Here is a 21,989-nt window from a genome sequence, read left to right on the forward strand (position 1 = left end):
TAACTTAGGTAACCATACTTCAGGTCAACGCGATGCAGATCGACAGCGGAATGAATGGCTACGGTTATTCAGCTCGCCCCTACAAGGCAGAGCGGAAGGCCGAGGAAGCCCTACCTCAAACCACGGAAACGAGCCGGATTTCCTTGAGCGGCATCACCGGCAGCAGCACGCTGCTTTCCTCTTCGCTGGCCAATGCACTCTGGGCAGTTGAGGGTGCAAAGACAGGCGACGAGCCGCCAAAGGCACCGGCGGCGCCGCTGATCCAGACCGGCACGCACACGGTTTCGCAGATCGAAGATATCTATTCCGAATTCTGATCAGCGGCTCAACACAGTTCAAACGCCCGGCCACTGCGCCCTTGTCTTCATATTGTTGACAAAGGGCTTTCAGCTATTTTCCGTCATGCTCGGGCCTGTCCCGAGCATCTACGACCGCCTGATGTTATTGGACGTCAGTAGATTCTCGGCACAAGGCCGAGAATGACGTCGCGTAGGATAGACAAGATCGTCAGCAGTTAGGAATATCCGGTCCGTTCAAGCGGCGCGCGCCACTTCCACCGTGACATGAGAGAGCGTCGTCAGATCGCGAAGGCGCTCCTTGTAGGTCATCGGCTCTTCCGGCTCCCGCGCGACGATCGAAAGGATTGCCGCGTGATGACCCGGCCCCACCTGCCACAGATGCAGGTCGGCAATGCGGTTTCCTTCCGTTTCCAGCCGCTCGCGAATTTCCTCGGCAAGTTCGGCCTTTTCCGGCACCGCATCGAGCAGGACGCGTGAGGTATCGCGGATCAACCCGTAGGACCAGCGCGCGATGACGATGCCGCCTACGATTCCCATCAACGGATCGAGCCAGATCCAGCCATAGGCACGACCGAAGAGAAGTGCGCCGATGGCAAGGACAGATGTCAGGGCATCGGCCAGAACATGCAGATAGGCCGCACGGAGATTGTTATCTCCTGCATGGCCGTGATGCGAATTGCCGTGAGGCGCGTGACCGCCATGGTGTCCGTGATGACCATCGTGTGCGTGGTCGCCATGGTGATCATGGTCATCGTGATGATGGCTGTGACCATGATGGTGTGGCTCGTCGCGCAGCAACCAGGCACTGGCCAGGTTGACGGCAAGGCCAACGATAGCAACCAGGATGGCCTGTGTGAATTCGATTTCCACCGGATTGGCAAGTCGAACGAGGCTCTCTGCAGCGATCAGCAGCGCAATCAGCGCCAGAACAATGGCGCTTGCAAAGGCGGCGAGATCTCCCAGCTTGCCGGTGCCGAACGTGTAGCGACTGTTGCGCGCCTCGCGCCGCGCATACCAATAGGCAAGTGCCGCAATCAGCATGGCGCCGGCATGGGTGGACATGTGCCAGCCATCGGCCAGCAGCGCCATGGACCCGTACCAGCTGCCCGCCACGATTTCGATCACCATCATGCTGGCCGTGAGCGCAATGACCCACCAGACCTTGCGTTCGTTGCGCGCATGGTTCTGACCCAGAAACACGTGTTCGTGCTTCGCATCTTCAAAGTGAACAGCCATTGTCCGCCTCTCGTTTCCTATTCGCCGCGCATATAGGTGCGCAGTGCCTCTGCCAGTTCGCTGGCCGCCTGACGGCGCTCCGCATCCGTTTCAGCCTGCACCACATGCTCGCTCAGATGCTCCTGCATCAGTTCCACAGTCAGGCCGGATAAAGCGCCACGAATGGAGGCAAGAAGTTGCAACACATCCCCGCAGGGTTGCTCGTTCTCCAACGCCCGCTCCACCGCCTCCATCTGACCTTTCAGCCGACGAATGCGGGCAACCAGCTTGTCCTTGCTGCGATGGGTATGCGACATGATCGATCCTATAAGGTAGGGGGGTACCCTATCATGTCATAGTGCACTTTGCGAGGGCGATCTTGCATTTCGTGAGGAAACCTTTATGTACCCTCTAGAGACTAGAGGTTTTGGGCGCTCATGTATTCCATCGGCGAATTGTCCAGACGCACGGGCGTCAAGGTTCCGACCATCCGCTACTACGAGCAGATGGGACTGATGCCGGAAGGAGAACGCACACAAGGCAACCAGCGCCGCTACAGGCGCGACGAACTGGAGCGGCTTGCCTTCATTCGTCATGCGCGCGATCTCGGCTTCGAGATTGCCATGATCCGTGAGTTGATTGCGCTGAGCGAGCATCCGAAGGCGCCGTGCGAAGGGGCAGACCGGATTGCCGCGGCACATCTTGACGATGTGCGCGACAAGATTGCCCGGCTGAAAAAACTGGAGAGCGAGTTGGAGCGCATCGTCTCGCATTGCAGCGGCGGGCATACTGTGGAGGAATGCTATGTCATTCGCTCGCTGTCGGATCACGGTCTTTGCGATCACGAGCATTGAGTGACGGAAAGCCGCTTGACTTTGAACCGATTGTATCGCACTGATCTTCGCATGATGATCGTACACGCACAAATCGCTGCCATGTATTTTTGGGCCTACCGGTAACGGGCGGCTCGACAGATCACAATGTCAACAAGCCGCCGTCAGGCGGCTTTGTTGTAAGATAACGGCACCTGACGGCACCACACCCAAGAAGAGGATGCCGCAATGACCGAAGATACTGAAATTTCCCTCGTCCGCCCCGCCGTCGTGAATATCCGCGTTGCCAAGCCGCGCGATCTGCCCGAGCTCAACCAGATGATTGCGCTTCTGGCAGCCCATCACGGCGATGCCGCGGCCATGACGCCCGACAAGCTGCAGCGCGATCTCTTCGGCCCTATGCCCTGGATCCAGGCGCTTGTGGCAGATGCGGGCGAAGAACTGATCGGCTACGCCATTCTGGTGCCCCTTTACCGGGCGCAGGAAGGCAAGCGCGGCATGGACCTGCACCACCTCTTTGTGCGCGATGGTCATCGCGGCCACGGCATCGGCCAGCACCTTGTGAGCCGCGCGCGCGATTGCGCCATTGCGCAGGGCTGCGACTATCTCTCCGTTTCAGCCGCCACCGGCAATTTCGCCGCCCATCGCTTCTACGAGCAGATGGACTTCGTGCCGCGCCCGGTGACAGGCATGCGCTATATGCAGGCTCTCGCCTAAGAAAATCAGGATTTCCGGATGACCCGCATCGCCCTTGCCTTGACGGAAGATTATGCCGATTGGGAGCCAGCACTGCTGATGGCAGCCGCGCGCGGCTATCTGGGCGTCGAAATCGTCACCGCTTCACCCGATGGCCGCCCGGTGACCTCCATGGGCGGGCTGCGGGTGCTGGTGGATACGGATTATGCCAGCCTCGATCCGGCACTCTTCGATGCGCTGGTCATATCTGGCGGTCTCATCTGGGAAAAAGGTGAAGCGCCTGCGTTCAACGAACTGATCCACCAGTTCCGCGCGCAGGGGAAAGTGGTGGCAGGCATTTGCGCGGCGGCGAGCGTTCTGGCGGGAAGCGGCATTCTTGACAGCGTTCGCCACACCGGCAATAGCCTCACCTCCCATCAGGCCCATGGCGGGTATCACGGTGAAGCCCATTATCAGAACCAACCGCAGGCGGTGAGCGATCAGGGCGTCATCACCGCCCCCGGCACCTCCCCCTTCACCTTTGCGCGCGAAATCCTCAAGGCGCTCGGGCTTTGGACCGAAGAGGCCGAGGCAGAACTGAACGGTTTTGCGGCTGAATTCTCCTGATTTTGCCCCGCCGACGGCGTCCCGGCTGAACGGATCAGGTGAAAATGAGCAGTGTCAGGTGCTCTGCACGTCTGCTCAAAGCTTCCGATACCGTGTTGTCGCTACTGCTTCGGCACGGCCTTCAGATAGGCGGCGATGGCCTGGATATCCTGCTTGGGCAGATGCGCGATGTTCTGCTGCACTTCCGCCATGGAGCCGCCGACGCTGTCGAATTCCGGCGTGAAGCCGGTTTCCAGATAGCTGACAATCTCATCCTCGCTCCATTTGCCCATGCTGGTGGAGCCGGGCGTGATGTTGGGGATCTTGCCCTGCCCTTCCGGGTTCGGGCCACCGGCCAGCCATTTGCCGGTTTCCAGACCGCCCAGCGCATTGCGCGGCGTGTGGCATTCGCCGCAATGGCCCGGGCCTTCCACGAGATATTGCCCGCGCTTGACCTGATCGCTGGCATTGGCGATCTGAACGCGTGGGCTGTCATCGAGGAACAGCAGTTTCCAGCCGCCGAGCGAAAGGCGGATGTTGAAGGGGAAGCCGAGATCATGCGCGGGCGCGACATTGGAGCTGGCGGGCAGCGTCTTGATATAGCCGAAGAGGTCGTTGATGTCCTTTGGCGTCATGCGCGCATAGGAACTGTAGGGGAATGACGGATAAAGATGTTCACCTTCCGGGCCGACACCGCGCGTCATGGCATTGCCGAACTGCGCCAGCGTCCAGTTGCCGATGCCCGCCTTGGGATCCGGCGAAATATTGGGAACGTTGAAGGTGCCAAACGGCGTCGGCAGTGCGTGACCGCCGGACAGGACCTTGAGATCCTCGCCCTTGGCACCCGTTGCGGCATGACAGCTGACACAGCCGCCTGCCCAGAACAGTTTCTCGCCATTGGCGACATCCGGGCTGCCCAGATTGGCCCAATATTCGGCCGGATGCGGCTTCGGCTTGGTAAGAGCATAGGCCGCGGCACCGCCGCCTGCCACCACGACCAGACAGCCGAGAATAATCTTTGTCAGGGTGGACGCCATGAACGCTCTCTCAATTTCCGATAACTGGCCTGGTTAAAGCCAGGCAAGCTTGCCATGGCCTGACCATCACGATCAGGCCATGGCGAATTGCTTCGATCAGCGCTTCAGACGGTAGGTCTGGTGGCAGGCGCTGCACTCGCCGCCGAGCGTCTTCAGAGCAGCACCTACCGCTGCCTGATCAGCCGGCATGGAAGCGAGGATCGTTTCAGCTTCCTTGGAAAGCTTCAGAGACTTCGCCTTGAAGTCATCCATGTTCTGCCAGATGGCAGGCGCTGCAGCCGTGTTGCCACCGGTTTCGGAACCAGCCGGGAAGTGGTTTGGAAAATCCTTGGCGTCAGCGGCAATGGTGGAAAGTGCCTTCTTCACCGTTTCAGCGTCGTAAGGCTTTTCACCCTTGGCAATCGCACCGAGCGCGCCGACAGAAGCACCGATCTGCTTCATCTGCGCCTGGCGGACGGCCTGCGGTTCATCGGCTGCAATGGCTGCAGCGGCGCCAAGACAGATGGCCATGGTGGCGGCAATGGCTGTGCGGAACTTCATGAATTTTCCCTCTCGCTTGTGACGCGACAGGCCATCCCCGAAGCGTCTCGACAACAGCCGCAGATTACACGCCAGCACGTTGAAAGAAAGGCGTTTTTCGGGGCACACAAAGTTGTGAACCGCTGCGCCAAAATGTAGCGAAAGCTCAGGTTTTCACCCGCTGTAAACCATGACGGAAAACGAAAAAGCCCGGTGGAGCGATGGCTCCCGCCGGGCTTCAACCTGCGATGGTTCGCGCTTACTTGGAAGCGGCTTCGTACATTTCCAGCACGTAATCCCAGTTGATCAGGCTGTCGACAAAGGCTTCCAGATACTTCGGACGCGCATTGCGATAGTCGATGTAGTAGGAGTGTTCCCAGACGTCGACGCCGAGGATCGGGGACGCGCCGTGAACCAGCGGGTTTTCCCCGTTCGGGGTCTTGGAGATGACGAGCTTGCCATCCTTCAGCGACAGCCAGGCCCAGCCGGAGCCGAACTGCGTGGTGCCGGCAGCGATGAAATCTGCCTTGAACTTGTCGTAGCCGCCGAGATCGCTGTCGATTGCAGCCTGCAGCTTGCCCGGAAGCTTGTTGCCGCCGCCATCCTTCTTCATCCACTTCCAGAAATGGATGTGGTTGTAGTGCTGGGCAGCATTGTTGAAGAGACCGGCATTGGTGCCGAAGGACTTCTTGACGACCTCCTCGACAGACAGGTCTGCCATACCGGCTTCAGCAGCCAGCTTGTTGCCGTTGTCGACATAGGCCTTGTGGTGCTTGTCGTGGTGGTATTCCAGCGTCTCCTTCGACATGAAGGGCTGCAGGGCTTCGTAGTCGTAAGGGAGTTCAGGAAGTTCGAAGGCCATAATCTTACTCCTTTTTCGGCAGAACCTTTGGATATCAGGTTGAGCGGGAACATAGGTTCCCGCGCGGCCATAGGCAACCGGCCAGAGGGGAAAATTCGGCACATCCGCCATTTGACTCCAGCAAAGTTTTGCTCCCTCCTCAGGCTTCGTCACGCCGGAAAATTTTCAGGAGATTCTTATGACAAAACCAACCGTCGTCTTCGCAACCGGCCTCCTGCTGTGCGCGTCGACGCTTGCAGCTCATGCCTCCTCGGACGATGCCTGGGCGGGATTTGCGAAGGAGGTGGAGGCGGCTTGCGGCAAGGCGGCATCGCGGCTCATCGAGAAGCCGGTGAGCGTGGTGGATCCCTATGGCAGCGAGAGCTATGGCCTGGCACTCGTCAGCGGCAAGGCCAAGGGAGCAAAACAGACCATTTCCACCATCTGCGTGTTCGACAAGAAGACGAAGAAGGCCGAAGTGGGCTCAGAGCTTTCTGCTGACCAGGTGAAGGTTACGCCGAAGCGGTAGGCATACCGTCTGCTACCGTACAGAAACCGATGGAACTCTTAGGGCCTGCTGCCTGTTGCGCAAGCGGGAAAACTCAGGAGAGACATCATGAACAGACGCAACATTCTGGCCGGAATGGCAGTTGCCAGCGCCTTCCCGCTTGCGACCCATGTGCTTGCGCAGGGCGCAGGTCAGGCAGCAGGCGCGAAGGGCAGCGCCATGGGCAAGGACAAGATGAAGGCGCTGATGGGCGGCGAATTCGCCACCGAAACCAGCAAGCTGGCGGCTCAGAACGCCTCTTCCCCGGCAGTCAAGACTTTCGCCCAGCTTGAGATTCGTGAACAGGCGGCGGTCGCCGAAGCGTTCGGCTCGAAACCCGGTGCAGTCAGCCTCGACGACAAGCACAAGGCCATGCTGCAAAAGCTGCAGGCAGCCAAGGGTGCGGAATTCGACAAGATGTACATCGAAGGCCAGATTACGGGCCATGAGGAGCTGATGGCGATCCACAAGGACTACGCCCGCTCCGGCAAGGACGAGATGGCGCGAGGTGCTTCGACGGTGGCCGTACCGGCCATCGAAACGCATCTTGCCATGCTGAAGACGATCCAGAACTCGCTCGGCTAAGTGAACAACGTTTCCCCGCCTGTCACGACGGCAGGCGGGGAAAGAGATTCATCTCGCGACGCGGGGCGAGGCTTCGTACCAGCCCTTCGAGCGATTGACGATCCAGACGATGGTCAGCATGACCGGCACCTCGATCAGCACACCGACGACCGTTGCAAGAGCGGCCCCTGAGTGGAAGCCGAACAGGCTGATGGCGGCGGCGACCGCCAGCTCGAAGAAGTTCGATGCCCCGATCAGCGCCGAGGGGCCGGCTACGCAGTGCTTCTCGCCCGACCATCTGTTGAGAAGATAAGCGAGACCCGAGTTCAGATAGACCTGAATGAGGATCGGCACGGCAAGCAGCGCGATGACGCCCGGCTGCGCGATGATCTGTTCTCCCTGAAAGCCGAAGAGCAGGATGAGTGTAGCGAGCAGCGCTACCAGCGACAGCGGGCCAAGACGTGCCAGCAGCCTGTCCAGCGGATCCCCCGAACCCCCGGCCAGCAGCGCACGACGGATAACCTGCGCAACGACAACCGGAATGACGATGTAGAGCGCGACCGACAGGACAAGCGTATCCCACGGCACGGTGATAGCGGACAGACCGAGCAGCAGGGCGACGATGGGCGCGAAGGCGACAATCATGATCGCGTCATTCAGCGCTACCTGGCTCAGCGTAAAATGCGGCTCACCTTTGGTGAGGTTCGACCAGACGAACACCATGGCTGTGCAGGGAGCCGCCGCCAGCAGGATGAGGCCCGCGATATAGCTGTCTATCTGGGTTTCCGGAAGCAGGGGTCGAAACAGCCAGCCGATGAAGAACCAACCGAGCAGCGCCATCGAGAAGGGCTTGATCGCCCAGTTGATGAACAGCGTAACGCCGATACCACGCCAGTGCTGACCGACCTCTCTCAAGGCGGCGAAATCGATTTTCAACAGCATCGGAATGATCATCAGCCAGATGAGAACCGCAACCGGCAGATTGACCTTTGCCACTTCCAGCGCACCGATTGACTGGAACACTGCCGGAAAAGCATGTCCGAGCGCTACGCCGACAACAATGCACAGGGCGACCCAGAGGGTGAGATATCTTTCGAAGGTCGACACGATGCTCAGCCTTTACCGTTACCGGAGGTAGCGCCTTCCAGGGCGCCGATTTCCTTCAGCTTCGCCTGAAGCGCGAGCTTGTCCAGAGAGGACAGAGGCAGATTGACGAAGGCGTCGATGCGTTTCTTCAGAAAACGGGCGGCCTTGGCGAAGGCCTGTAGCTTCTCAGCCTCCGTGCCTTCCACGGCAGCCGGATCCTCGATGCCCCAATGGGCCGTTGCCGGATGACCAAGCCAGACCGGGCAGGCTTCCCCTGCTGCATTATCACAGACAGTGAAGATGAAATCGAATTCGGGCGCGCCCTGTTCGGCGAACTCATCCCAGCTTTTCGAGCGAAACCCTTCATGCGGGTAGTCCAGCGCCGCAAGCGTTTTCAGAGCCAGCGGATGGACTTCGCCCTTTGGCTGGCTGCCCGCTGAGAAGGCACGGAAACGCCCCTGCCCTTCTTTCTGGAGAATGGCCTCGCCCAGAATAGAGCGCGCGGAATTGCCCGTGCAGAGGAACAGCACGCTATAGATTTTTTCGGTCATGATATCCGGTCTCTAGCAGGTCTTGGTGTTTGCACCCGGCGCGCAGCAGGGCGTGAGTTCGGCGATGATGGGAGCACAGATCTGGGAGTTTCCGCCGCAACAATCCTTCAGCAGAAACAGCGTCACGGCACGCAATCCATCAAGATCGGCGCGGTAGATGATGGAGCGGCCCTGACGTTCGGCCAGAACCAGACCAGCCTGCGACAGCGTGGACAAATGGGCGGACATGGTGTTTTGCGGCACATCCAGCGCTTTGGCAATTTCACCCGCCGCCATGCCCTCCGGTTCTCTGGAAACCAGGAGCCGGAAGGTTTGCAGCCGCGTGGACTGCGCCAGTGCGCCAAGCGCATCAATTACGTTTTTCTCATCCATATATCCAGATTAATGGATATGTTTGGGCGTGTCAATGCTGAAAGCGAGGGAGGCGACTCGTGGTAGCGCCAGTTTATTCATAAAGGGCTTTCAGCGAGTTTCCGTCATGCTCGGGCTTGTCCCGAGCATCTACAAACGCTTGATTTTGTTGGACGTCAGTAGATCCTCGGCACAAGGCCGAGGATGACGTCGCGGGTGGTAGGCAGAATTGTCAGCAGTCTGAGGCGCCGCGCAGGCGCCTCCAAACTCTTGCTCAAGCCGCGGCTTTCTTGCCCGACTTTGCCCAGTCCATGTAAAGCTCCAGTGCCTTGCGAGCGATGGGGCCTTCCTGGAACTGCTGGTCGTCCAAGCGGTTGATCGGCACGATCTTGGAATAGTTGCCGGAGGTGAAGATCTCGTCGGCGGCCTTGAAATCCTCCACCGTCAACGTGCATTCGCGCACATCGTGACCGGCGGCGCGCAACAGGCCGATGACGCGCGAACGGGTGATCCCTGAGAGGAAGGTGCCATTGGCAACCGGCGTCATGATGACACCATCCTTGACCATGAAGATGTTGGAGGAGGCCGTTTCCGCCACGTTCCCGTTCATGTCGCGCATCAGGGCATTGTCGAACCCGCGGTTCTTTGCCTCGATGATCGCGCGCCCGCTATTGGGGTAGAGGCTGCCGGTCTTGGCGGATGTCATGGCGACTTCCGGGTTCGGGCGGCGGAAGGGCGATACCGTCAGCGAACTGGGCTGGGCGGTGTGCATGGGTGCTTCGAACAGGCAAAGCGCAAAGCGGGTGGATTCCGGATCGGCAGCGACGACGGAGAAGGGCGAACCATGCTCGGCCCAATACATGGGCTTGATGTAGATGGCGGTCTTTCCATCGAACTTCTTCACGCCTTCCAGCGCCAGATGCTCGATTTCTTCCGGCGTCTTGGTGGGCTTCATGCCCATGTTGATGGCGGAGCGATTGACGCGCTGGCAATGCAGATCGAGATCCGGCGAGATGCCGTCGAACCAACGCGCGCCGTCAAACACCGTGGAGCCCAGCCACATGGCATGCGATGTCGGGCCGATGAGCGGCGGGTTACCGCTGATCCATTCGCCATCGACGAAGGTCCAGGTGGTGCTGCGGGGCGCTGTGTTGACGGACATTTTTCTTCTCCTCGGATACCGTTTTCACGCCACTGAATGCCCGTGAGACGGGAGGGTCAAGAATTTTTTGCCGCTGATTTTTTGATTGAAAGAAAATTGCGCCAAAGCGGAAAATCCGGACATTTCCCGCCTCCATCGGTCAGGCGCACACATAGACCTATCAGCCTGAGTGATCGATCACCATCACGGCTGGCGCTGATGCTGTTGCGGCTGCGGCAGGAGTGGAGAATCCTGGCCGGAGTTCTGGCCGGATATTCTTGCCGAGCTGAACTGGCGGTCGATCATCGGGATACTCATGACAATGGCGATGAGAGCCACAAGCAACAGGAACCAGGTAATACGCATAGGCCTCGTTTCTCATTCATCGAACACGCGTCTTCGCATGCTTATGCGGCACAAATTCGGTGCTTGCCATGCGTTGCGTCAAATGCCACCTCATTCGACGCGGCCATGCTCCGCCAGAAAATCGAGAAGTGCGCGGATACGCGAGGGAAGCGGGCCTTTCTGGCCGACATAGACGGCGTAGAATTCTTCGCGGTCGCCCGGATTGAACTCCTCCAGCAGAGGCACGAGTCGCCCCGCCCGGATATCGTCCGCCACCACGAACGAGCCCATGCGCACGATGCCTATTCCCGCCAGCGCGAGTTGGCGCATGCCTTCGCCATCATTGACCTGCACGCGACCGGATGGGGTGACGGCGATTTCGATATCTCTCTCGCGGAACGGCCAGTCGCGGACACTACGGCTATAGCCGAATCGGAGAAGATTGTGCCGGGAGAGCTCATCCGGGTGGAGCGGGGTTCCATGCCGCTCCAGATAGGCGGGAGACGCCGCCACCGTGAGACGGGTCTCGCCCAGCTTGCGGGCAATGAGACTGGAACTCTTCAGCGGGCCGGTGCGAACCGCGATATCCGTGTGGTCGGCCATCAAGTCTACCACCGTATCGGTCTGGGCGATATCGAGCGTTACGCCCGGAAAGCGTGCCAAAAACTTCGGCAGAAGCGGATTGAGCCGGTGTGCCAAATAGACGGAACTGGTGTTGAGGCGAATGCGACCCACCGCTTCCACTGCAGAAGCCGCGGCGCGTTCCGCATCCTCGATACTGGCGAGAATGGAGGCGGATCGCTCGTAGAACTCCCGGCCCTCCGGCGTCAACCGGAACTGGCGCGTGGAACGGTTGATCAGCCGCACATTCAGGCGGCTCTCCAGACGAGAGATCAGCTTGCTGACGGCAGACGGCGTCAGGGAAAGTGCGCGCGCAGCAGCTGAAAAGCCGCCCTGCTCCACCACGGCCACATAGACCTCCATTTCCGCCGAGCGGTTGACATCCAGTCGCGCCATTTGTGCCTCTATGTCACAGGTGATGTTCTATCCGGCATTCTAGTTCACAAGAACCAGCAAGGCTATCTCCCGGACATCCTTTCATTCGAACAATAGGAAGTTCGATTATGCCTATCGCTCTCTACGCCCTGACTGCGGGCGCCTTCGGAATCGGGGTCACTGAATTCGTGATCATGGGATTGCTGCGGGAAATCGGGGCTGACCTTAGCGTATCCATTGCGCAGGCCGGACTGCTGATTTCCGGCTACGCGCTTGGCGTGGTCTTCGGTGCGCCTATCATGACAATCCTGACTGCGCGCATGCCGCGCAAGCGCGTACTTCTCGGCCTGATGGTCATCTTCATCATCGGCAACATTGTCTGCGCCATTGCCCCCACCTATTCGCTGATGATGGTAGCCCGCATGGTAACGGCGCTTGCGCACGGTACCTTCTTCGGCGTCGGCTCCGTGGTGGCAACCAGCCTCGTTGCAGAAAACAAGCGTGCCAGCGCCATTGCGGTCATGTTTACCGGCCTGACGGTTGCGAACGTCCTGGGCGTTCCGTTCGGCACCTGGCTTGGCCAGACACTGGGCTGGCGCTCCACCTTCTGGGCCGTAAGTCTCGTGGGCATCGCCGCGTTGCTGGTCATCGCCGCCCTGTTGCCGAAGGACGACCAAGCACCTGACGTCACAGACTGGCGGGCGGACCTGCGTGCCATTGGCCGCCTGCCGGTTCTGCTGGGCCTTGCCACGACGGTGTTCGGCTATGCCGGTGTCTTTACCGTTTTCACCTATATCGCGCCGCTTCTGACACAGGTGGCCGGTCTTTCGGACAGCGCCGTCTCGCCCATTCTTCTCGTATTCGGCGGCGGCATGATCATCGGCAATATTCTGGGTGGAAAACTGGCTGATCGCAATCTCGGCAGGACATTGACGGTCACGCTGATCGCGCTTGGCCTGTCGCTCGGGCTCATGCCGCTCTTCTTCGCCTCGGGCTGGTCCAGCGTGCTGATCGTTGGCCTGACCGGCATCGCCGCCTTTGCCACCGTTGCGCCGCTGCAAATGTGGGTGATGGGCAAGGCGAAGGGTGCAGGCGAAGTGCTAGTGTCCAGCTTCAACATTGCCGCCTTCAATCTGGGCAATGCACTGGGCGCCTGGGCCGGTGGCTATGCCATCGACCATGGGCCGGGTCTGGCCGCCGTGCCCTATGTCGCGGTTGTTTTCCCGGTGCTTGCCGTAATCGTTGCGTGGCTTGCCATGCGCGGCAGCCAGGATGCGCCCGAGGTTGCCGTTGCGAGACCCACGGCTTGACCTGACGGATCTGGAACCCAAGTTACAACGGGTTCCATTCCGGCCTTCCGAAAGGCCCCTTTTTCACCACCATGTTTGACGAGGTACATATGATTGAGACCGTTACCGCCAATGGCGCCAATATCCCGGCGCTCGGCTTCGGCACTTTCCGCATGCCGGGCGAAGATGTCATGCGCGTCGTTCCCAAGGCGATCGAGCTTGGCTTCCGCCACATCGATACGGCGCAGATCTATGGCAACGAGGCCGAGGTCGGCGCTGCCATCCAGCAATCCGGCGTGGCCCGCGGCGACATTTTCCTGACCACCAAGGTCTGGGTCGACAAATTTGCACCCGATGCCTTTGCCGCATCCGTGGATGAAAGCCTGAAGAAGCTGAAGACGGACTATGTGGACCTGCTTCTGCTGCACTGGCCGCAAAGCGATGTGCCGCTGGCCAGCCGCATGGAGAGCCTCAACGCCGTCAAAAAGACGGGCAAGGTGCGCAATATCGGCATTTCCAACTTCAACATCGCCATGATGGAGGAAGCGGCAAAGCTTTCGGATGCGCCGATCGCCACCAACCAGGTGGAACTCCACCCCTATCTCGACCAGTCGAAACTGCTGGAAGCCGCCCGCAAACACGGCATTTCCCTGACCGCTTACTATCTGATGGCGGATGGCCGCGTGCCGAAGGACGAGGTGCTGAAAGACATCGGCTCGCGCCATGGCAAGACGGCGGCACAGGTGGCGCTGCGCTGGGCCGTACAGCAGAAGGATGTCATCGCGCTGTCCAAAACGGCGACCGTGGAGCGCCTTCAGGAGAATTTCGACATCTTCGATTTCGATCTGACGGACGCGGAAATGGGTGAGATCGCGAAACTGGCAAGGCCCGATGGCCGCATCGTCAACCCCGGTCACCTGCGTCCGCCCCATTGGGATTGAGCGGGGGAGCGGTCGATCTCACTTCACGTAGTGATATCGGCACTGAATGATTTGCAGGCGCTGGTCTTCTCCGGCGCCTGAAACATTATAAACAATGCGATGGTCCGCAGTGATGCGGCGGGACCAGAAACCGGAGAGACTGCCTTTCAACGGTTCCGGCTTACCTATCCCGGAAAAGGGCGACCGTTTCATGTCCTTGATCAGTTGATGGATGCGCAGGACCACTGCCTGATCACTCTCAACCCAGAATTCATAATCCGCCCAGGCATGTTCGGTCCTGACCAGTTTCATTCGCCGGTCGGATCCCGCTCGATCACCTTGCCGCCAGCCAACTGCTCCATGCTCTCACGCAGGCGATCCGCGTTCGCAGGGTTGGAGAGAAGATGCAGCGTCTCCTGCATGCTCTCAAATTCGCCTTCCGCGATGACGACCACGGATTCCGCTCCCTGACGCGTCACCAGAAGCGGCGCTCGCGATTCGAGCACCGCATCAAAATGCGAGGCGAAGTTCTGTCGGAATTCCGTGAAGCGAACGTGAGGCATAGGTCACCTTTTTATGTACAGAAATCTGTACATATATTATGGCAACACGTCAACGCAGGAAGTGGTAGGCCAGGTACACCGCGATGAGAAGAACGGCCGCGATGCCGGTGATGAGGCTGAGGCGTTTTTCGATGAAGTGGCGCATTTCCTCGCCATAGCGGTTCAGAAGCCAGGCCAGCGCAAAGAAGCGCGCGCCACGAGCGACAATGGCCGAGACGATGAACCAGAACAGGCTGAAATTTGCGACGCCCGAAAGAATGGTCACCACCTTGATGGGTGGCAGATGCGCGGCACCGGAGGTGACGAGCAGCAGGAGGATCGTTTCCCAGTTCACGGACGCGGCCAGTTCATCAAAGGTATCGAGCTTGCCGTAGAGAGCGAGAACCGGCTTTGCGATCGTCTCGAACGCGTAATGACCGATCATCCAGCCCAGGATTCCGCCCAGCACCGATGCCGCCGTTGCGATGGCCGCATAGAGATAGGCGCGCTTTGGCCTCGCCAGTACCATGGGTACGAAAAGCACATCGGCGGGCACGAGGAAGAAGGAACTTTCCACGAAGGCGATGATGGCGAGCCACCACGCGGCAGCCTTGCGGGCAGCGAGCGCCATGGTCCAGGCGTAGAGTTTGCGCAGCATGGGAATTCCTCGAAGAATGACCCCGCCGCCTTAGAGGGTGATGAACGGCGTTGCAAGGTGATTGCCCCTGACGATGGGGCTTGCCAAAGATTGGAAGCCACACTACCTTTCAGTGGAAAGGATTGAGCACAATGGTTTCGCCAGAAAGAGAAAACCCGTCAACCGCCAGTGTCGTGGTGTCAAAAGCGGTGCTGCGCGCCTGCGAGCGGCTGGAAATACGGGGGCGTCTGCTGGGTCGCATTCTGGGCCTATCCGAGGCCTCGATCTCGCGCCTCAAGCGCGGTGACCTGACACTTTCTCCTGAAGAGAAATCGTTCGAGCTGGCCCTGTTGTTCATCCGCCTCTTCCGCTCGCTGGATGCCATCACCGGGGGCGACGAAGGCGTGGCCCGCGCCTGGATGCGCAACGAAAACAGCGCGCTCGGTGGCGTGCCGATCGACCGTATTCTCACGATTGCAGGTTTGACCGATGTCCTTGCCTATCTGGACGCCCGACGCGCTCTCGTCTGAAGCACAGCCCATCGAGGGCCGCTTCTGGCGACTGGTGGAAGCGCAGCATCAGGTATCGACCATGAAACTGGTGGATACGGTGGATGAACAGGCGCTTCTGGAAAGCCTGCTGGAGGCCACAAAGCCCGTTCTTCCGCCGGAGGCAATCGGACTGGACTATCTGCTGGCCACGCCGTTTCGCTACGGTGCGATCTACCCCCATGGCTCCCGCTTTCGCCGTGCGGGCCGAACTCCGGGCGTCTTCTACGCAGCCAAAGCCGTATCGACCGCTGTGGCGGAGATGGCATTTTACCGACTGTTGTTCTTTGCCGAATCTCCGCTGACGCCACTTCCGGCGAATGCTGCCGATTATACTGCCTTTGCAGCTGAGATCAGCACGCAGGCAGGTCTCGACCTTTCAGCGCCGCCACTGTCCGAGGACGATCTGCTCTGGACGCATCCGACAGAGTACAGCGCCTGTCAGACGCTGACGGATAGCGCACGAACGGCAGGCATCGAGGCTCTCTTGTACCGCTCGGTGCGCGATCCGGCCCGTGGCATGAACATCGCGCTCCTGACGGCCAAAGGCTTTGCGAAGCGCGAGCCGGTGGAGCGCCAGAGCTGGCGCATTCATTTCTCCGCCCGCCATGTGCAGGCGCTTTGCGACTTCCCGCGCCAGCGCATCGGTTTTCGGCTGGATGATTTTGCGCAGGATCCGCGGATCGCCAGCCGCCTCACCTAATCCTGGCCATTCCCTGCCGCAGCGCCTCGGAGCCGCCCTCGCCCAGATCCTCATCCACCTGTGCGTGGGTTGCCGTCCAGATCGGCAAAGCGCGCTGAAGAAGAAGCAGCCCCTCCTCCGTCAATTTCAGCAGCCGGCTGCGGGCATCCTTAGGGTCGGTCAGCACCTCGATCAGCCCTCGCCTCTGCAGGGGTTTCAAGGCTGCCGTCAGGGTCGTGCGGTCCATGTCCAGCACCGAGGCGACCGAACTCATTGTTGCCGGTTGCGGCCTGTTCAGGGACATCAGCATGGAAAACTGCCCGTTTGTGAGACCGACGGGCCGCAGGGCATTATCGAACCGGCGCGCCAGGGCACGTGCCGCCCGCTGCGCATGCAGACACAGGCAGGTATCGCGAACATGAATGGTTGTCGAAAAAGGAATCACAACTTCATTTGACATGGCTTATATATGTTGATATCAACCTATTTGTCAAGATGATCCAGTCCGAGGAGGCAGCGATGGAGCATGCAGTGGCAAGCCGCGAGGAATGGCTGGAGGCGCGCAAGCAGCTTCTGGTTCGCGAAAAGGAAATGACCCGTCTGCGTGATGCCATCAACCGCGAGCGGATGGCGCTGCCCTGGGTGAAGGTGGAGGAGGATTACCGTTTTCAGACGCCGACGGGCGAGAAGAGCCTGAGCGACCTGTTCGACGGACGCAGCCAGCTGATCACCTATCACTTCATGTTCGGGCCGGACTGGGAGGCAGGGTGCGAGGGCTGCTCCTTCCTCGCCGATCATCTGGACGGCACGCTTGCGCATCTCAACCACCATGATGTGACACTTGTGTGCGTATCGCGCGCGCCGCTGGAGAAGATCGAAGCCTACAAGCGCCGCATGGGCTGGAAATTCCCGTGGGTCTCATCCTTCGGATCGCGCTTCAATTATGATTTCGGCGTATCGTTCACGCCCGAACAGCTCGCATCAGGCTCTGTCTTCTACAATTTCCGTGAGACCCCGACGCCGCAGGCGCATGACGAACTGCCCGGTCAATCCGCCTTCTATCGTGATGGGCAGGGCCAGATTTTCCATACCTATTCGTCCTATGCGCGCGGCGGCGAGGAATGGCTGGCGACCATGATGATCCTCGATACGGCACCGCTTGGCCGCAATGAAAGCGAAACGATGAACTTCATCAAGCGCCATGACGAATATGAGACGGCGCCGAAAACCGGTGGCTGCTGCCATTAACAGACTACGGGAGGAGACCGACATGATGGAAATGCCGCAACCCCGCGAGGAACACGCGTTTCTCAATCGGCTCGTCGGACGCTGGCAGGTGTCAGCGGCCGAGATGTCTGACGGATCGGACTGGGTCGAGACCGTGCGCTCTCTGCATGGCATATGGTTTCTGGCGGAGGGCCAGGGCCGGATGCCCAACGGGCAGGAAGCGACCACCCAGCTGACGCTCGGGCATGATGGAAGGACCGGTAAATACACCGGAAGCTGGATCGGCAGCATGATGGAACACATGTGGGTGTATGAAGGGGAGCTTTCCGCCGATGGCCAGAGCCTGAGCCTCTACACCAACGGCCCGAGTTTCGGTGATCCCGCTGTCATGCAGGATTATCGGGAGCAGATTACCTTCACGGATGATGACACCCGTGTCTTTACCTCCAGCGCCCGCCAGCCGGATGGAAGCTGGAATGAGTTCATGCGGGCCGAGTACCGCCGCCTTTCCTAAAAATCCCCTGCCCCACAAGAGGAGATGACATGCCATCGACAGCCCATGGAAAATTCATCTGGTGCGAATTGATGACCACCGACATGCAGGCCGCCAGCGATTTCTATGCAAAGGTCGTGGGCTGGAGTGCCAAACGCATGCCCATGCCAGGGGCGGACAGTTTCGAATACGGTATTTTCGATACGCGCGCAGGTGACGAGGACTGCGGTGTTGCGGGCTTCATGACAATCCCACCCGAGATGGCAGGCCATATGCCGCCGAACTGGACCGGCTATGTGGGCGTGGACGACGTGGATGAGACTGTCCGGCAATTCGAAGCCGAAGGCGGTTCCGTTCGCCGGCCAGCAGAAGACATTCCCGATGTCGGTCGCTTCGCCGTGGTGGCCGATCCGCACGGGGCGGTGATCTGCATCATGACACCCAAGCCAATGGACAACCCGCCGCCCATGGCTGCCATGGGAACGCCGGGGACATTCGGCTGGCACGAGCTTTATGCGGGTGAGGCGCAAGAGGCGCTCGCCTTCTATGGCAAGGTTTTCGGGTGGGCGCTGGATCACGCCATGGATATGGGCGACATGGGCAAATACCTGATCTTTGCCCATAACGGCCAGCCGATCGGCGGGATGATGACAAGGCCGCCGCAGGTGCCGGTGCCGTGCTGGGCCTATTACGTGAACGTGCCTTCCGTGCAGCAGGCCGTGACCACCATCGAAGCGTCTGGCGGCAAGGTCATCTTCGGGCCACAGGAAGTGCCGGGTGGCAGCTTCATCATAAATGCCATCGATCCGCAAGGCGCGCATTTTTCGCTGGTGTCTGCCGGATCGTAAGGCGAACCATGGCCGCCGCAAACGCGTTCGGCGGCCATGACTTCATCAGCCGATCGAGATGGTGCGGTCGCAGGTCTTTTCGATCAGCGCCGTATCGTGGCTGACGAGCAGCAGAGCGCAGCCGCGTTCACGCGCCAGTTCCACCAGAAGCTCCACGGTTTCCTGCTGCGTGATGAGATCGAGCCGCGACGTTGGTTCATCGGCAAACAGGAAAACGGGATCGAGCAGCAACACCCGCAGCAGGGCGAAACGCTGCAATTCTCCGCCGGAGACCTGATCCGGCCGGCGATCCAGCAGATGTTCTGCAAGCCGCAAACGCTGCATCAGGGGTGCGATGCGCACCTCTTCCAGCCTATGCAGAGCCACGAGATCGGCAAGGCTTTGCTTGAGTGTGGCCCGCGCCGGAAAGGCCGCTGGTGGATCCTGATAGAGCTTCTGGTAGCGATGGATCGAGATCCCGGTTGCCCGCTGCACCTGACCCGCATCCGGTTTCAGCAGGCCAAGGAGAATGTCACCCAGCGAGCTTTTGCCGGACCCGCTCGGTCCCGTCACCCCGATGATCTCACCCGGACGGATCGTGAGATCGACGCCGGAAAACAGCTGCTTGCCGCCGCGTGTCTTGCCTATGCCTGTCGCCTCAAGAATGGGCGCGCCTACGCTGGATGTTTCGACATCCAGTGTCTGCCAGTTTTCAGGATCGGCGGCGATCAGACGCCTGGTATAGTCATGCGCCGGATGCGCCAGAACCTCCAGCGCCTCCCCCTGCTCCACGATCCGGCCTTCCAGCATGACGGCGAGATCGCCGCCCATCTGGCGGGCAAGTGCCAGATCATGGGTAATCACCAGCACGCATCCGCCTGCCCTAACCTCCCGCATCAGAAGTTCGATCACCTCATCGCGGCGGGCGACATCCAGCCCCTTGGTCGGTTCATCGGCGATGACGATGCGCGCACCGCCCGCCCGGGCTGCGGCAAAGGCGACGCGCTGCGCCATGCCGCCAGACAATTGGCCCGGAAGCTTTCGCCTCGCCTCCGCGACACCCAGTTGCTGAAGGTCGCGCGTGGCAGACCTGCGGGCCACATCACTCTCTTCGTTGCGCAGGAAACGATAGCCTTCCTCCACCTGCGCTTGCGCCGCCATGATAGGGTCCAGCGCCAGCCACGGCTCCTGCGGCAGGATGCTGACCTTTCGCCCCCAGAGCCGCTTCTGGCTGCCGGGACGGCCAAGATCGAGCGTTTCACCCTCGATGCTGAGCTGGCCGGACGCCATCAAACCCTCTGGCAGCAGCCCCATGACCGCCTGCGCCAGCAGGCTTTTGCCTGATCCGGTTTCGCCCAGAATGGTGAAGGGACGGCCCGCTTCCAGAACAAAGGAAAAGGGCTGTACCAACTGCGCCTCTGTCGTATGGACGGCTGCATCCCGCACTTCCATCAGCGTGCTCATGCCGTTTCCTTTCCGGAATTTTGCCTGCCCGCCAGCAATTGCAGGGCCAGAACCATCAGGAAAATCACGGCGATGGGCTGCAGCAGCGCATGCGGTGCTTCCTCATAGTAAGGCAGAAGCTCGATCATCATGAGCCCGAGTTCAGGCGTGGGCGGACGAACGCCGACGCTGACGAAACCAAGGGCTGCAATGGCCATGATCGCGGAAGCAGCACCGAATGCACCGAGCCGCAGGAGGATAGCCGAGATTTCCGGCCAGACATGTCGCTTGAGAATATAGAGCGGACCGAAGCCCAGAAGGCGCGAGGCTTCCACCGCAGGTGAATTGAGGATGGGACGTGCCAGTGCCCTCGTCACGCGGAAATATTCGATCCACAGCACCAGCGAAATGCCAAGGTAAAGCATGGCCGGATTATCCGGCACGATGGCCGTGAGCATCAGGACAAGCAGAAGGCCGGGCAATGCCAGAAGCGATTCCGACACGGCACCGATGGCTCGATCAATGAAGCCGCCGCGCCATGCTGCCAGAACGCCAAGCAGGATGCCCGGCACCATGGCCGTGACGACTGAAAGCAGCGCCAGCCCCAGCGATAGACGCAAGGCCGCAGCCAGCCGTGCAGCCATGGAGCGGCCCAGATGATCGTAACCGAACCATGCGGCAGAGGATGGCGGCTGTAGCGAAAGCCGCAGGCTCTGCTTCAGCGGATCGGCGCCGCCAATGATCAACGGCAAGAAAGCAAAGACCACGAGACCTGCGAGTATGAAGAGGCCAAGCGACTTGCGCAGGGAGAACCGCAAGGCGGGAGTTTGCGTGGAAACGAGACTGCTCATGCATCCCTCCGGCGCGGATCGATGATGTAGCAAAAGCCGTCGACCGCCGCGTTCAGAACCACGAACATCAGCCCCATGACCAAAGCGGCGCCCTGAATGACAGGCACATCGCGCCCGAAGATGGCATGCACCAGCGCGTGGCCAATGCCCGGCCAGGCAAACAGGGTTTCCACCACGACGACGCCTTCCACCAGATAGATGAACTGCACACCAAGATAGGTGACGATGGGCACCGCCACATTGCGCAGGCCATGGCGGCGAAAGACCTGCCATTCCGGCAGGCCCTTGGTACGGGCAAAGCGGTAGAACTGCGATTGCGCCACCTCTGCCATGGCATCCCGCGCCACCTGAGCGGACACAGCCGCAAGCCCGAGCGCCAGCGTGAAAGCTGGCAGGACAAGATGGCTGCCATGGGCATGGCCAGCCGTCGGCAACAGGTTGAGCATAAGCCCGAAGATGACGATGAGCCCCAGACCCACCACGAATTGCGGCAAAGCCCTCAACGCAGTCGATACCAGCATCAGGCCGCGATCCAGAAAGCCGCCGCGATTGAGACCGGCAAGAATGCCAAGTGGCGGGCCGATCAACAGCGATAGCAGAATGGCCGAGACAGCCAGTTGAAGCGTATGGCCAAGCTGCATCACAAGCTCATCCCAAACCGGCTCCCCGCTGACCAGCGAGGTGCCGAGATCAAGTCGCACCAGATCATAGAGCCACAGACCGAAGGCCTCGATGGCAGGTCTGTTGAGATCCAGTTCGGCAGCCACTTTTGCTGCCGCCGCGCTATCCACGACATCATAGCCATAGCGCCCCGCCGCGATGCGATACGCCACGTCGCCGGGCAGAAGCCGGATCATGATGAAGGTCAGGAGCCCCACCGTGAAGGCAACCAGAACCGCCTGAAGCAGACGGTTTAGGATCATT

At 60.1% G+C, this 21,989-nt stretch carries 31 protein-coding genes; 13 read left to right on the top strand and 18 right to left on the bottom strand.

Annotation, left to right across the window (positions count from 1 at the left end; genetic code table 11):
* Positions 1-32 precede the first annotated feature (32 nt).
* Positions 33-317 (top strand): hypothetical protein, encoded by a 285-nt coding sequence (locus tag ASD54_RS01915; protein ID WP_062552898.1) that lies wholly within the window; start codon positions 33-35, stop codon positions 315-317.
* 216 nt (positions 318-533) lie between these two features.
* On the opposite strand, the gene dmeF is transcribed toward ASD54_RS01915, so the two are convergent.
* Together dmeF and dmeR are read right to left on the bottom strand one after the other, a co-directional pair.
* Entirely contained in the window at positions 534-1,535 is a 1,002-nt protein-coding gene (dmeF, locus tag ASD54_RS01920; RefSeq protein ID WP_062552899.1) for a CDF family Co(II)/Ni(II) efflux transporter DmeF, read from the bottom strand.
* A 17-nt stretch (positions 1,536-1,552) separates the two neighbouring features.
* Positions 1,553-1,831 (bottom strand): Ni(II)/Co(II)-sensing transcriptional repressor DmeR, encoded by a 279-nt coding sequence (gene dmeR, locus ASD54_RS01925; RefSeq protein WP_062552900.1) that lies wholly within the window; start codon positions 1,829-1,831, stop codon positions 1,553-1,555.
* 120 nt (positions 1,832-1,951) lie between these two features.
* On the opposite strand from dmeR, the gene ASD54_RS01930 reads away from it, so the two are divergent.
* The 3 genes from ASD54_RS01930 (at position 1,952) to ASD54_RS01940 (ending at position 3,649) form a co-directional block, all read left to right on the top strand.
* On the top strand, positions 1,952-2,368 hold the full coding sequence (locus ASD54_RS01930; RefSeq protein WP_062552901.1) for a helix-turn-helix domain-containing protein: 417 nt from the start codon (positions 1,952-1,954) through the stop codon (positions 2,366-2,368).
* Between the two features lie 207 nt (positions 2,369-2,575).
* Complete coding sequence (locus tag ASD54_RS01935) at positions 2,576-3,064, top strand: GNAT family N-acetyltransferase (protein ID WP_062552902.1); 489 nt, start codon at positions 2,576-2,578, stop codon at positions 3,062-3,064.
* An 18-nt stretch (positions 3,065-3,082) separates the two neighbouring features.
* On the top strand, positions 3,083-3,649 hold the full coding sequence (locus ASD54_RS01940) for a type 1 glutamine amidotransferase family protein (RefSeq protein ID WP_062552903.1): 567 nt from the start codon (positions 3,083-3,085) through the stop codon (positions 3,647-3,649).
* A 101-nt stretch (positions 3,650-3,750) separates the two neighbouring features.
* Here ASD54_RS01940 and ASD54_RS01945 read toward each other — a convergent pair whose 3' ends face one another.
* From ASD54_RS01945 to ASD54_RS01955, 3 genes are all read right to left on the bottom strand, one after another.
* Positions 3,751-4,665, bottom strand: a complete 915-nt coding sequence (locus ASD54_RS01945) for a cytochrome c (RefSeq protein ID WP_062552904.1) — start codon at positions 4,663-4,665, stop codon at positions 3,751-3,753.
* A 96-nt stretch (positions 4,666-4,761) separates the two neighbouring features.
* Complete coding sequence (locus tag ASD54_RS01950) at positions 4,762-5,205, bottom strand: cytochrome c (protein WP_062552905.1); 444 nt, start codon at positions 5,203-5,205, stop codon at positions 4,762-4,764.
* A gap of 238 nt (positions 5,206-5,443) precedes the next feature.
* Positions 5,444-6,046 carry a superoxide dismutase gene (locus ASD54_RS01955; RefSeq protein WP_062552906.1) on the bottom strand — a complete coding sequence of 201 codons (603 nt, stop codon included), beginning with the start codon at positions 6,044-6,046 and terminating at the stop codon, positions 5,444-5,446.
* A gap of 178 nt (positions 6,047-6,224) precedes the next feature.
* On the opposite strand from ASD54_RS01955, the gene ASD54_RS01960 reads away from it, so the two are divergent.
* Positions 6,225-6,554, top strand: coding sequence for a hypothetical protein (locus ASD54_RS01960; RefSeq protein WP_062552907.1), 330 nt, complete (start codon positions 6,225-6,227; stop codon positions 6,552-6,554).
* An 87-nt stretch (positions 6,555-6,641) separates the two neighbouring features.
* Positions 6,642-7,157 (top strand): DUF4142 domain-containing protein, encoded by a 516-nt coding sequence (locus ASD54_RS01965; RefSeq protein WP_062552908.1) that lies wholly within the window; start codon positions 6,642-6,644, stop codon positions 7,155-7,157.
* Positions 7,158-7,205: 48 nt separating this feature from the next.
* On the opposite strand, the gene arsB is transcribed toward ASD54_RS01965, so the two are convergent.
* The 6 genes from arsB to ASD54_RS01990 form a co-directional block, all read right to left on the bottom strand.
* Complete coding sequence (gene arsB, locus ASD54_RS01970) at positions 7,206-8,243, bottom strand: ACR3 family arsenite efflux transporter (RefSeq protein ID WP_062552909.1); 1,038 nt, start codon at positions 8,241-8,243, stop codon at positions 7,206-7,208.
* A gap of 5 nt (positions 8,244-8,248) precedes the next feature.
* Positions 8,249-8,773 carry an arsenate reductase ArsC gene (locus ASD54_RS01975; protein ID WP_062552910.1) on the bottom strand — a complete coding sequence of 175 codons (525 nt, stop codon included), beginning with the start codon at positions 8,771-8,773 and terminating at the stop codon, positions 8,249-8,251.
* A 12-nt stretch (positions 8,774-8,785) separates the two neighbouring features.
* Positions 8,786-9,145, bottom strand: a complete 360-nt coding sequence (locus ASD54_RS01980) for a metalloregulator ArsR/SmtB family transcription factor (protein ID WP_062552911.1) — start codon at positions 9,143-9,145, stop codon at positions 8,786-8,788.
* 253 nt (positions 9,146-9,398) lie between these two features.
* A complete protein-coding gene (locus ASD54_RS01985) occupies positions 9,399-10,286 on the bottom strand; it encodes a branched-chain amino acid aminotransferase (RefSeq protein ID WP_062552912.1) in 888 nt (295 codons plus the stop codon).
* A 183-nt stretch (positions 10,287-10,469) separates the two neighbouring features.
* Positions 10,470-10,631: a hypothetical protein gene (locus ASD54_RS26380; RefSeq protein ID WP_156379017.1), complete on the bottom strand. Its 162-nt coding sequence runs from the start codon at positions 10,629-10,631 to the stop codon at positions 10,470-10,472.
* Positions 10,632-10,721: 90 nt separating this feature from the next.
* The gene (locus ASD54_RS01990; RefSeq protein ID WP_062552913.1) at positions 10,722-11,627 is read right to left on the bottom strand and encodes a LysR family transcriptional regulator; all 906 of its coding nucleotides are present in this window, start codon (positions 11,625-11,627) and stop codon (positions 10,722-10,724) included.
* 107 nt (positions 11,628-11,734) lie between these two features.
* Between ASD54_RS01990 and ASD54_RS01995 the strand changes: the two genes are divergently transcribed.
* Both ASD54_RS01995 and ASD54_RS02000 read left to right on the top strand, forming a co-directional pair.
* Positions 11,735-12,916: an MFS transporter gene (locus ASD54_RS01995; RefSeq protein WP_062552914.1), complete on the top strand. Its 1,182-nt coding sequence runs from the start codon at positions 11,735-11,737 to the stop codon at positions 12,914-12,916.
* A gap of 92 nt (positions 12,917-13,008) precedes the next feature.
* On the top strand, positions 13,009-13,836 hold the full coding sequence (locus tag ASD54_RS02000) for an aldo/keto reductase (RefSeq protein ID WP_156379046.1): 828 nt from the start codon (positions 13,009-13,011) through the stop codon (positions 13,834-13,836).
* Between the two features lie 18 nt (positions 13,837-13,854).
* Here the strand turns inward: ASD54_RS02000 and ASD54_RS02005 are convergent, their stop codons facing one another.
* Genes ASD54_RS02005 through ASD54_RS02015 form a run of 3 tightly spaced genes read right to left on the bottom strand, consistent with a single transcriptional unit; the run spans position 13,855 to position 15,015 of the window.
* A complete protein-coding gene (locus ASD54_RS02005; protein WP_062552916.1) occupies positions 13,855-14,127 on the bottom strand; it encodes a Txe/YoeB family addiction module toxin in 273 nt (90 codons plus the stop codon).
* Entirely contained in the window at positions 14,124-14,378 is a 255-nt protein-coding gene (locus ASD54_RS02010; protein ID WP_062552917.1) for a type II toxin-antitoxin system prevent-host-death family antitoxin, read from the bottom strand. The genes ASD54_RS02005 and ASD54_RS02010 overlap by 4 nt, the downstream gene beginning before the upstream one ends.
* Positions 14,379-14,427: 49 nt before the next feature.
* Positions 14,428-15,015, bottom strand: coding sequence for a YqaA family protein (locus tag ASD54_RS02015; RefSeq protein WP_062552918.1), 588 nt, complete (start codon positions 15,013-15,015; stop codon positions 14,428-14,430).
* 131 nt (positions 15,016-15,146) lie between these two features.
* Here ASD54_RS02015 and ASD54_RS02020 point away from each other — a divergent pair, with 131 nt between their 5' ends.
* The gene (locus ASD54_RS02020; protein WP_062552919.1) at positions 15,147-15,524 is read left to right on the top strand and encodes an MbcA/ParS/Xre antitoxin family protein; all 378 of its coding nucleotides are present in this window, start codon (positions 15,147-15,149) and stop codon (positions 15,522-15,524) included.
* Positions 15,484-16,245, top strand: coding sequence for an RES family NAD+ phosphorylase (locus ASD54_RS02025; protein WP_062552920.1), 762 nt, complete (start codon positions 15,484-15,486; stop codon positions 16,243-16,245). Before ASD54_RS02020 ends, ASD54_RS02025 begins: the two co-directional genes overlap by 41 nt.
* Here the strand turns inward: ASD54_RS02025 and ASD54_RS02030 are convergent.
* The gene (locus ASD54_RS02030) at positions 16,238-16,684 is read right to left on the bottom strand and encodes a MarR family transcriptional regulator (protein WP_062552921.1); all 447 of its coding nucleotides are present in this window, start codon (positions 16,682-16,684) and stop codon (positions 16,238-16,240) included. The two genes, ASD54_RS02025 and ASD54_RS02030, sit on opposite strands and share 8 nt — an antisense overlap.
* A gap of 59 nt (positions 16,685-16,743) precedes the next feature.
* Between ASD54_RS02030 and ASD54_RS02035 the strand changes: the two genes are divergently transcribed.
* Genes ASD54_RS02035 through ASD54_RS02045 form a run of 3 tightly spaced genes read left to right on the top strand, consistent with a single transcriptional unit; the run spans position 16,744 to position 18,792 of the window.
* Positions 16,744-17,472 carry a thioredoxin family protein gene (locus ASD54_RS02035; protein WP_062553231.1) on the top strand — a complete coding sequence of 243 codons (729 nt, stop codon included), beginning with the start codon at positions 16,744-16,746 and terminating at the stop codon, positions 17,470-17,472.
* A gap of 22 nt (positions 17,473-17,494) precedes the next feature.
* Positions 17,495-17,965: a DUF1579 domain-containing protein gene (locus tag ASD54_RS02040; protein ID WP_062552922.1), complete on the top strand. Its 471-nt coding sequence runs from the start codon at positions 17,495-17,497 to the stop codon at positions 17,963-17,965.
* A gap of 29 nt (positions 17,966-17,994) precedes the next feature.
* Entirely contained in the window at positions 17,995-18,792 is a 798-nt protein-coding gene (locus tag ASD54_RS02045) for a VOC family protein (protein WP_062552923.1), read from the top strand.
* Between the two features lie 45 nt (positions 18,793-18,837).
* Here ASD54_RS02045 and ASD54_RS02050 read toward each other — a convergent pair whose 3' ends face one another.
* Genes ASD54_RS02050 through ASD54_RS02060 form a run of 3 tightly spaced genes read right to left on the bottom strand, consistent with a single transcriptional unit; the run spans position 18,838 to position 21,988 of the window.
* On the bottom strand, positions 18,838-20,235 hold the full coding sequence (locus tag ASD54_RS02050) for an ATP-binding cassette domain-containing protein (protein WP_062552924.1): 1,398 nt from the start codon (positions 20,233-20,235) through the stop codon (positions 18,838-18,840).
* On the bottom strand, positions 20,232-21,065 hold the full coding sequence (locus tag ASD54_RS02055; RefSeq protein ID WP_062552925.1) for an ABC transporter permease subunit: 834 nt from the start codon (positions 21,063-21,065) through the stop codon (positions 20,232-20,234). The genes ASD54_RS02050 and ASD54_RS02055 overlap by 4 nt, the downstream gene beginning before the upstream one ends.
* Positions 21,062-21,988: an ABC transporter permease gene (locus ASD54_RS02060; RefSeq protein ID WP_312222910.1), complete on the bottom strand. Its 927-nt coding sequence runs from the start codon at positions 21,986-21,988 to the stop codon at positions 21,062-21,064. Before ASD54_RS02060 ends, ASD54_RS02055 begins: the two co-directional genes overlap by 4 nt.
* Position 21,989: the final 1 nt, after the last annotated feature.

The sequence above is a fragment of the Rhizobium sp. Root149 genome, from assembly GCF_001427345.1.
GTDB classification, from domain to species: Bacteria; Pseudomonadota; Alphaproteobacteria; order Rhizobiales; family Rhizobiaceae; genus Neorhizobium; species Neorhizobium rhizoryzae.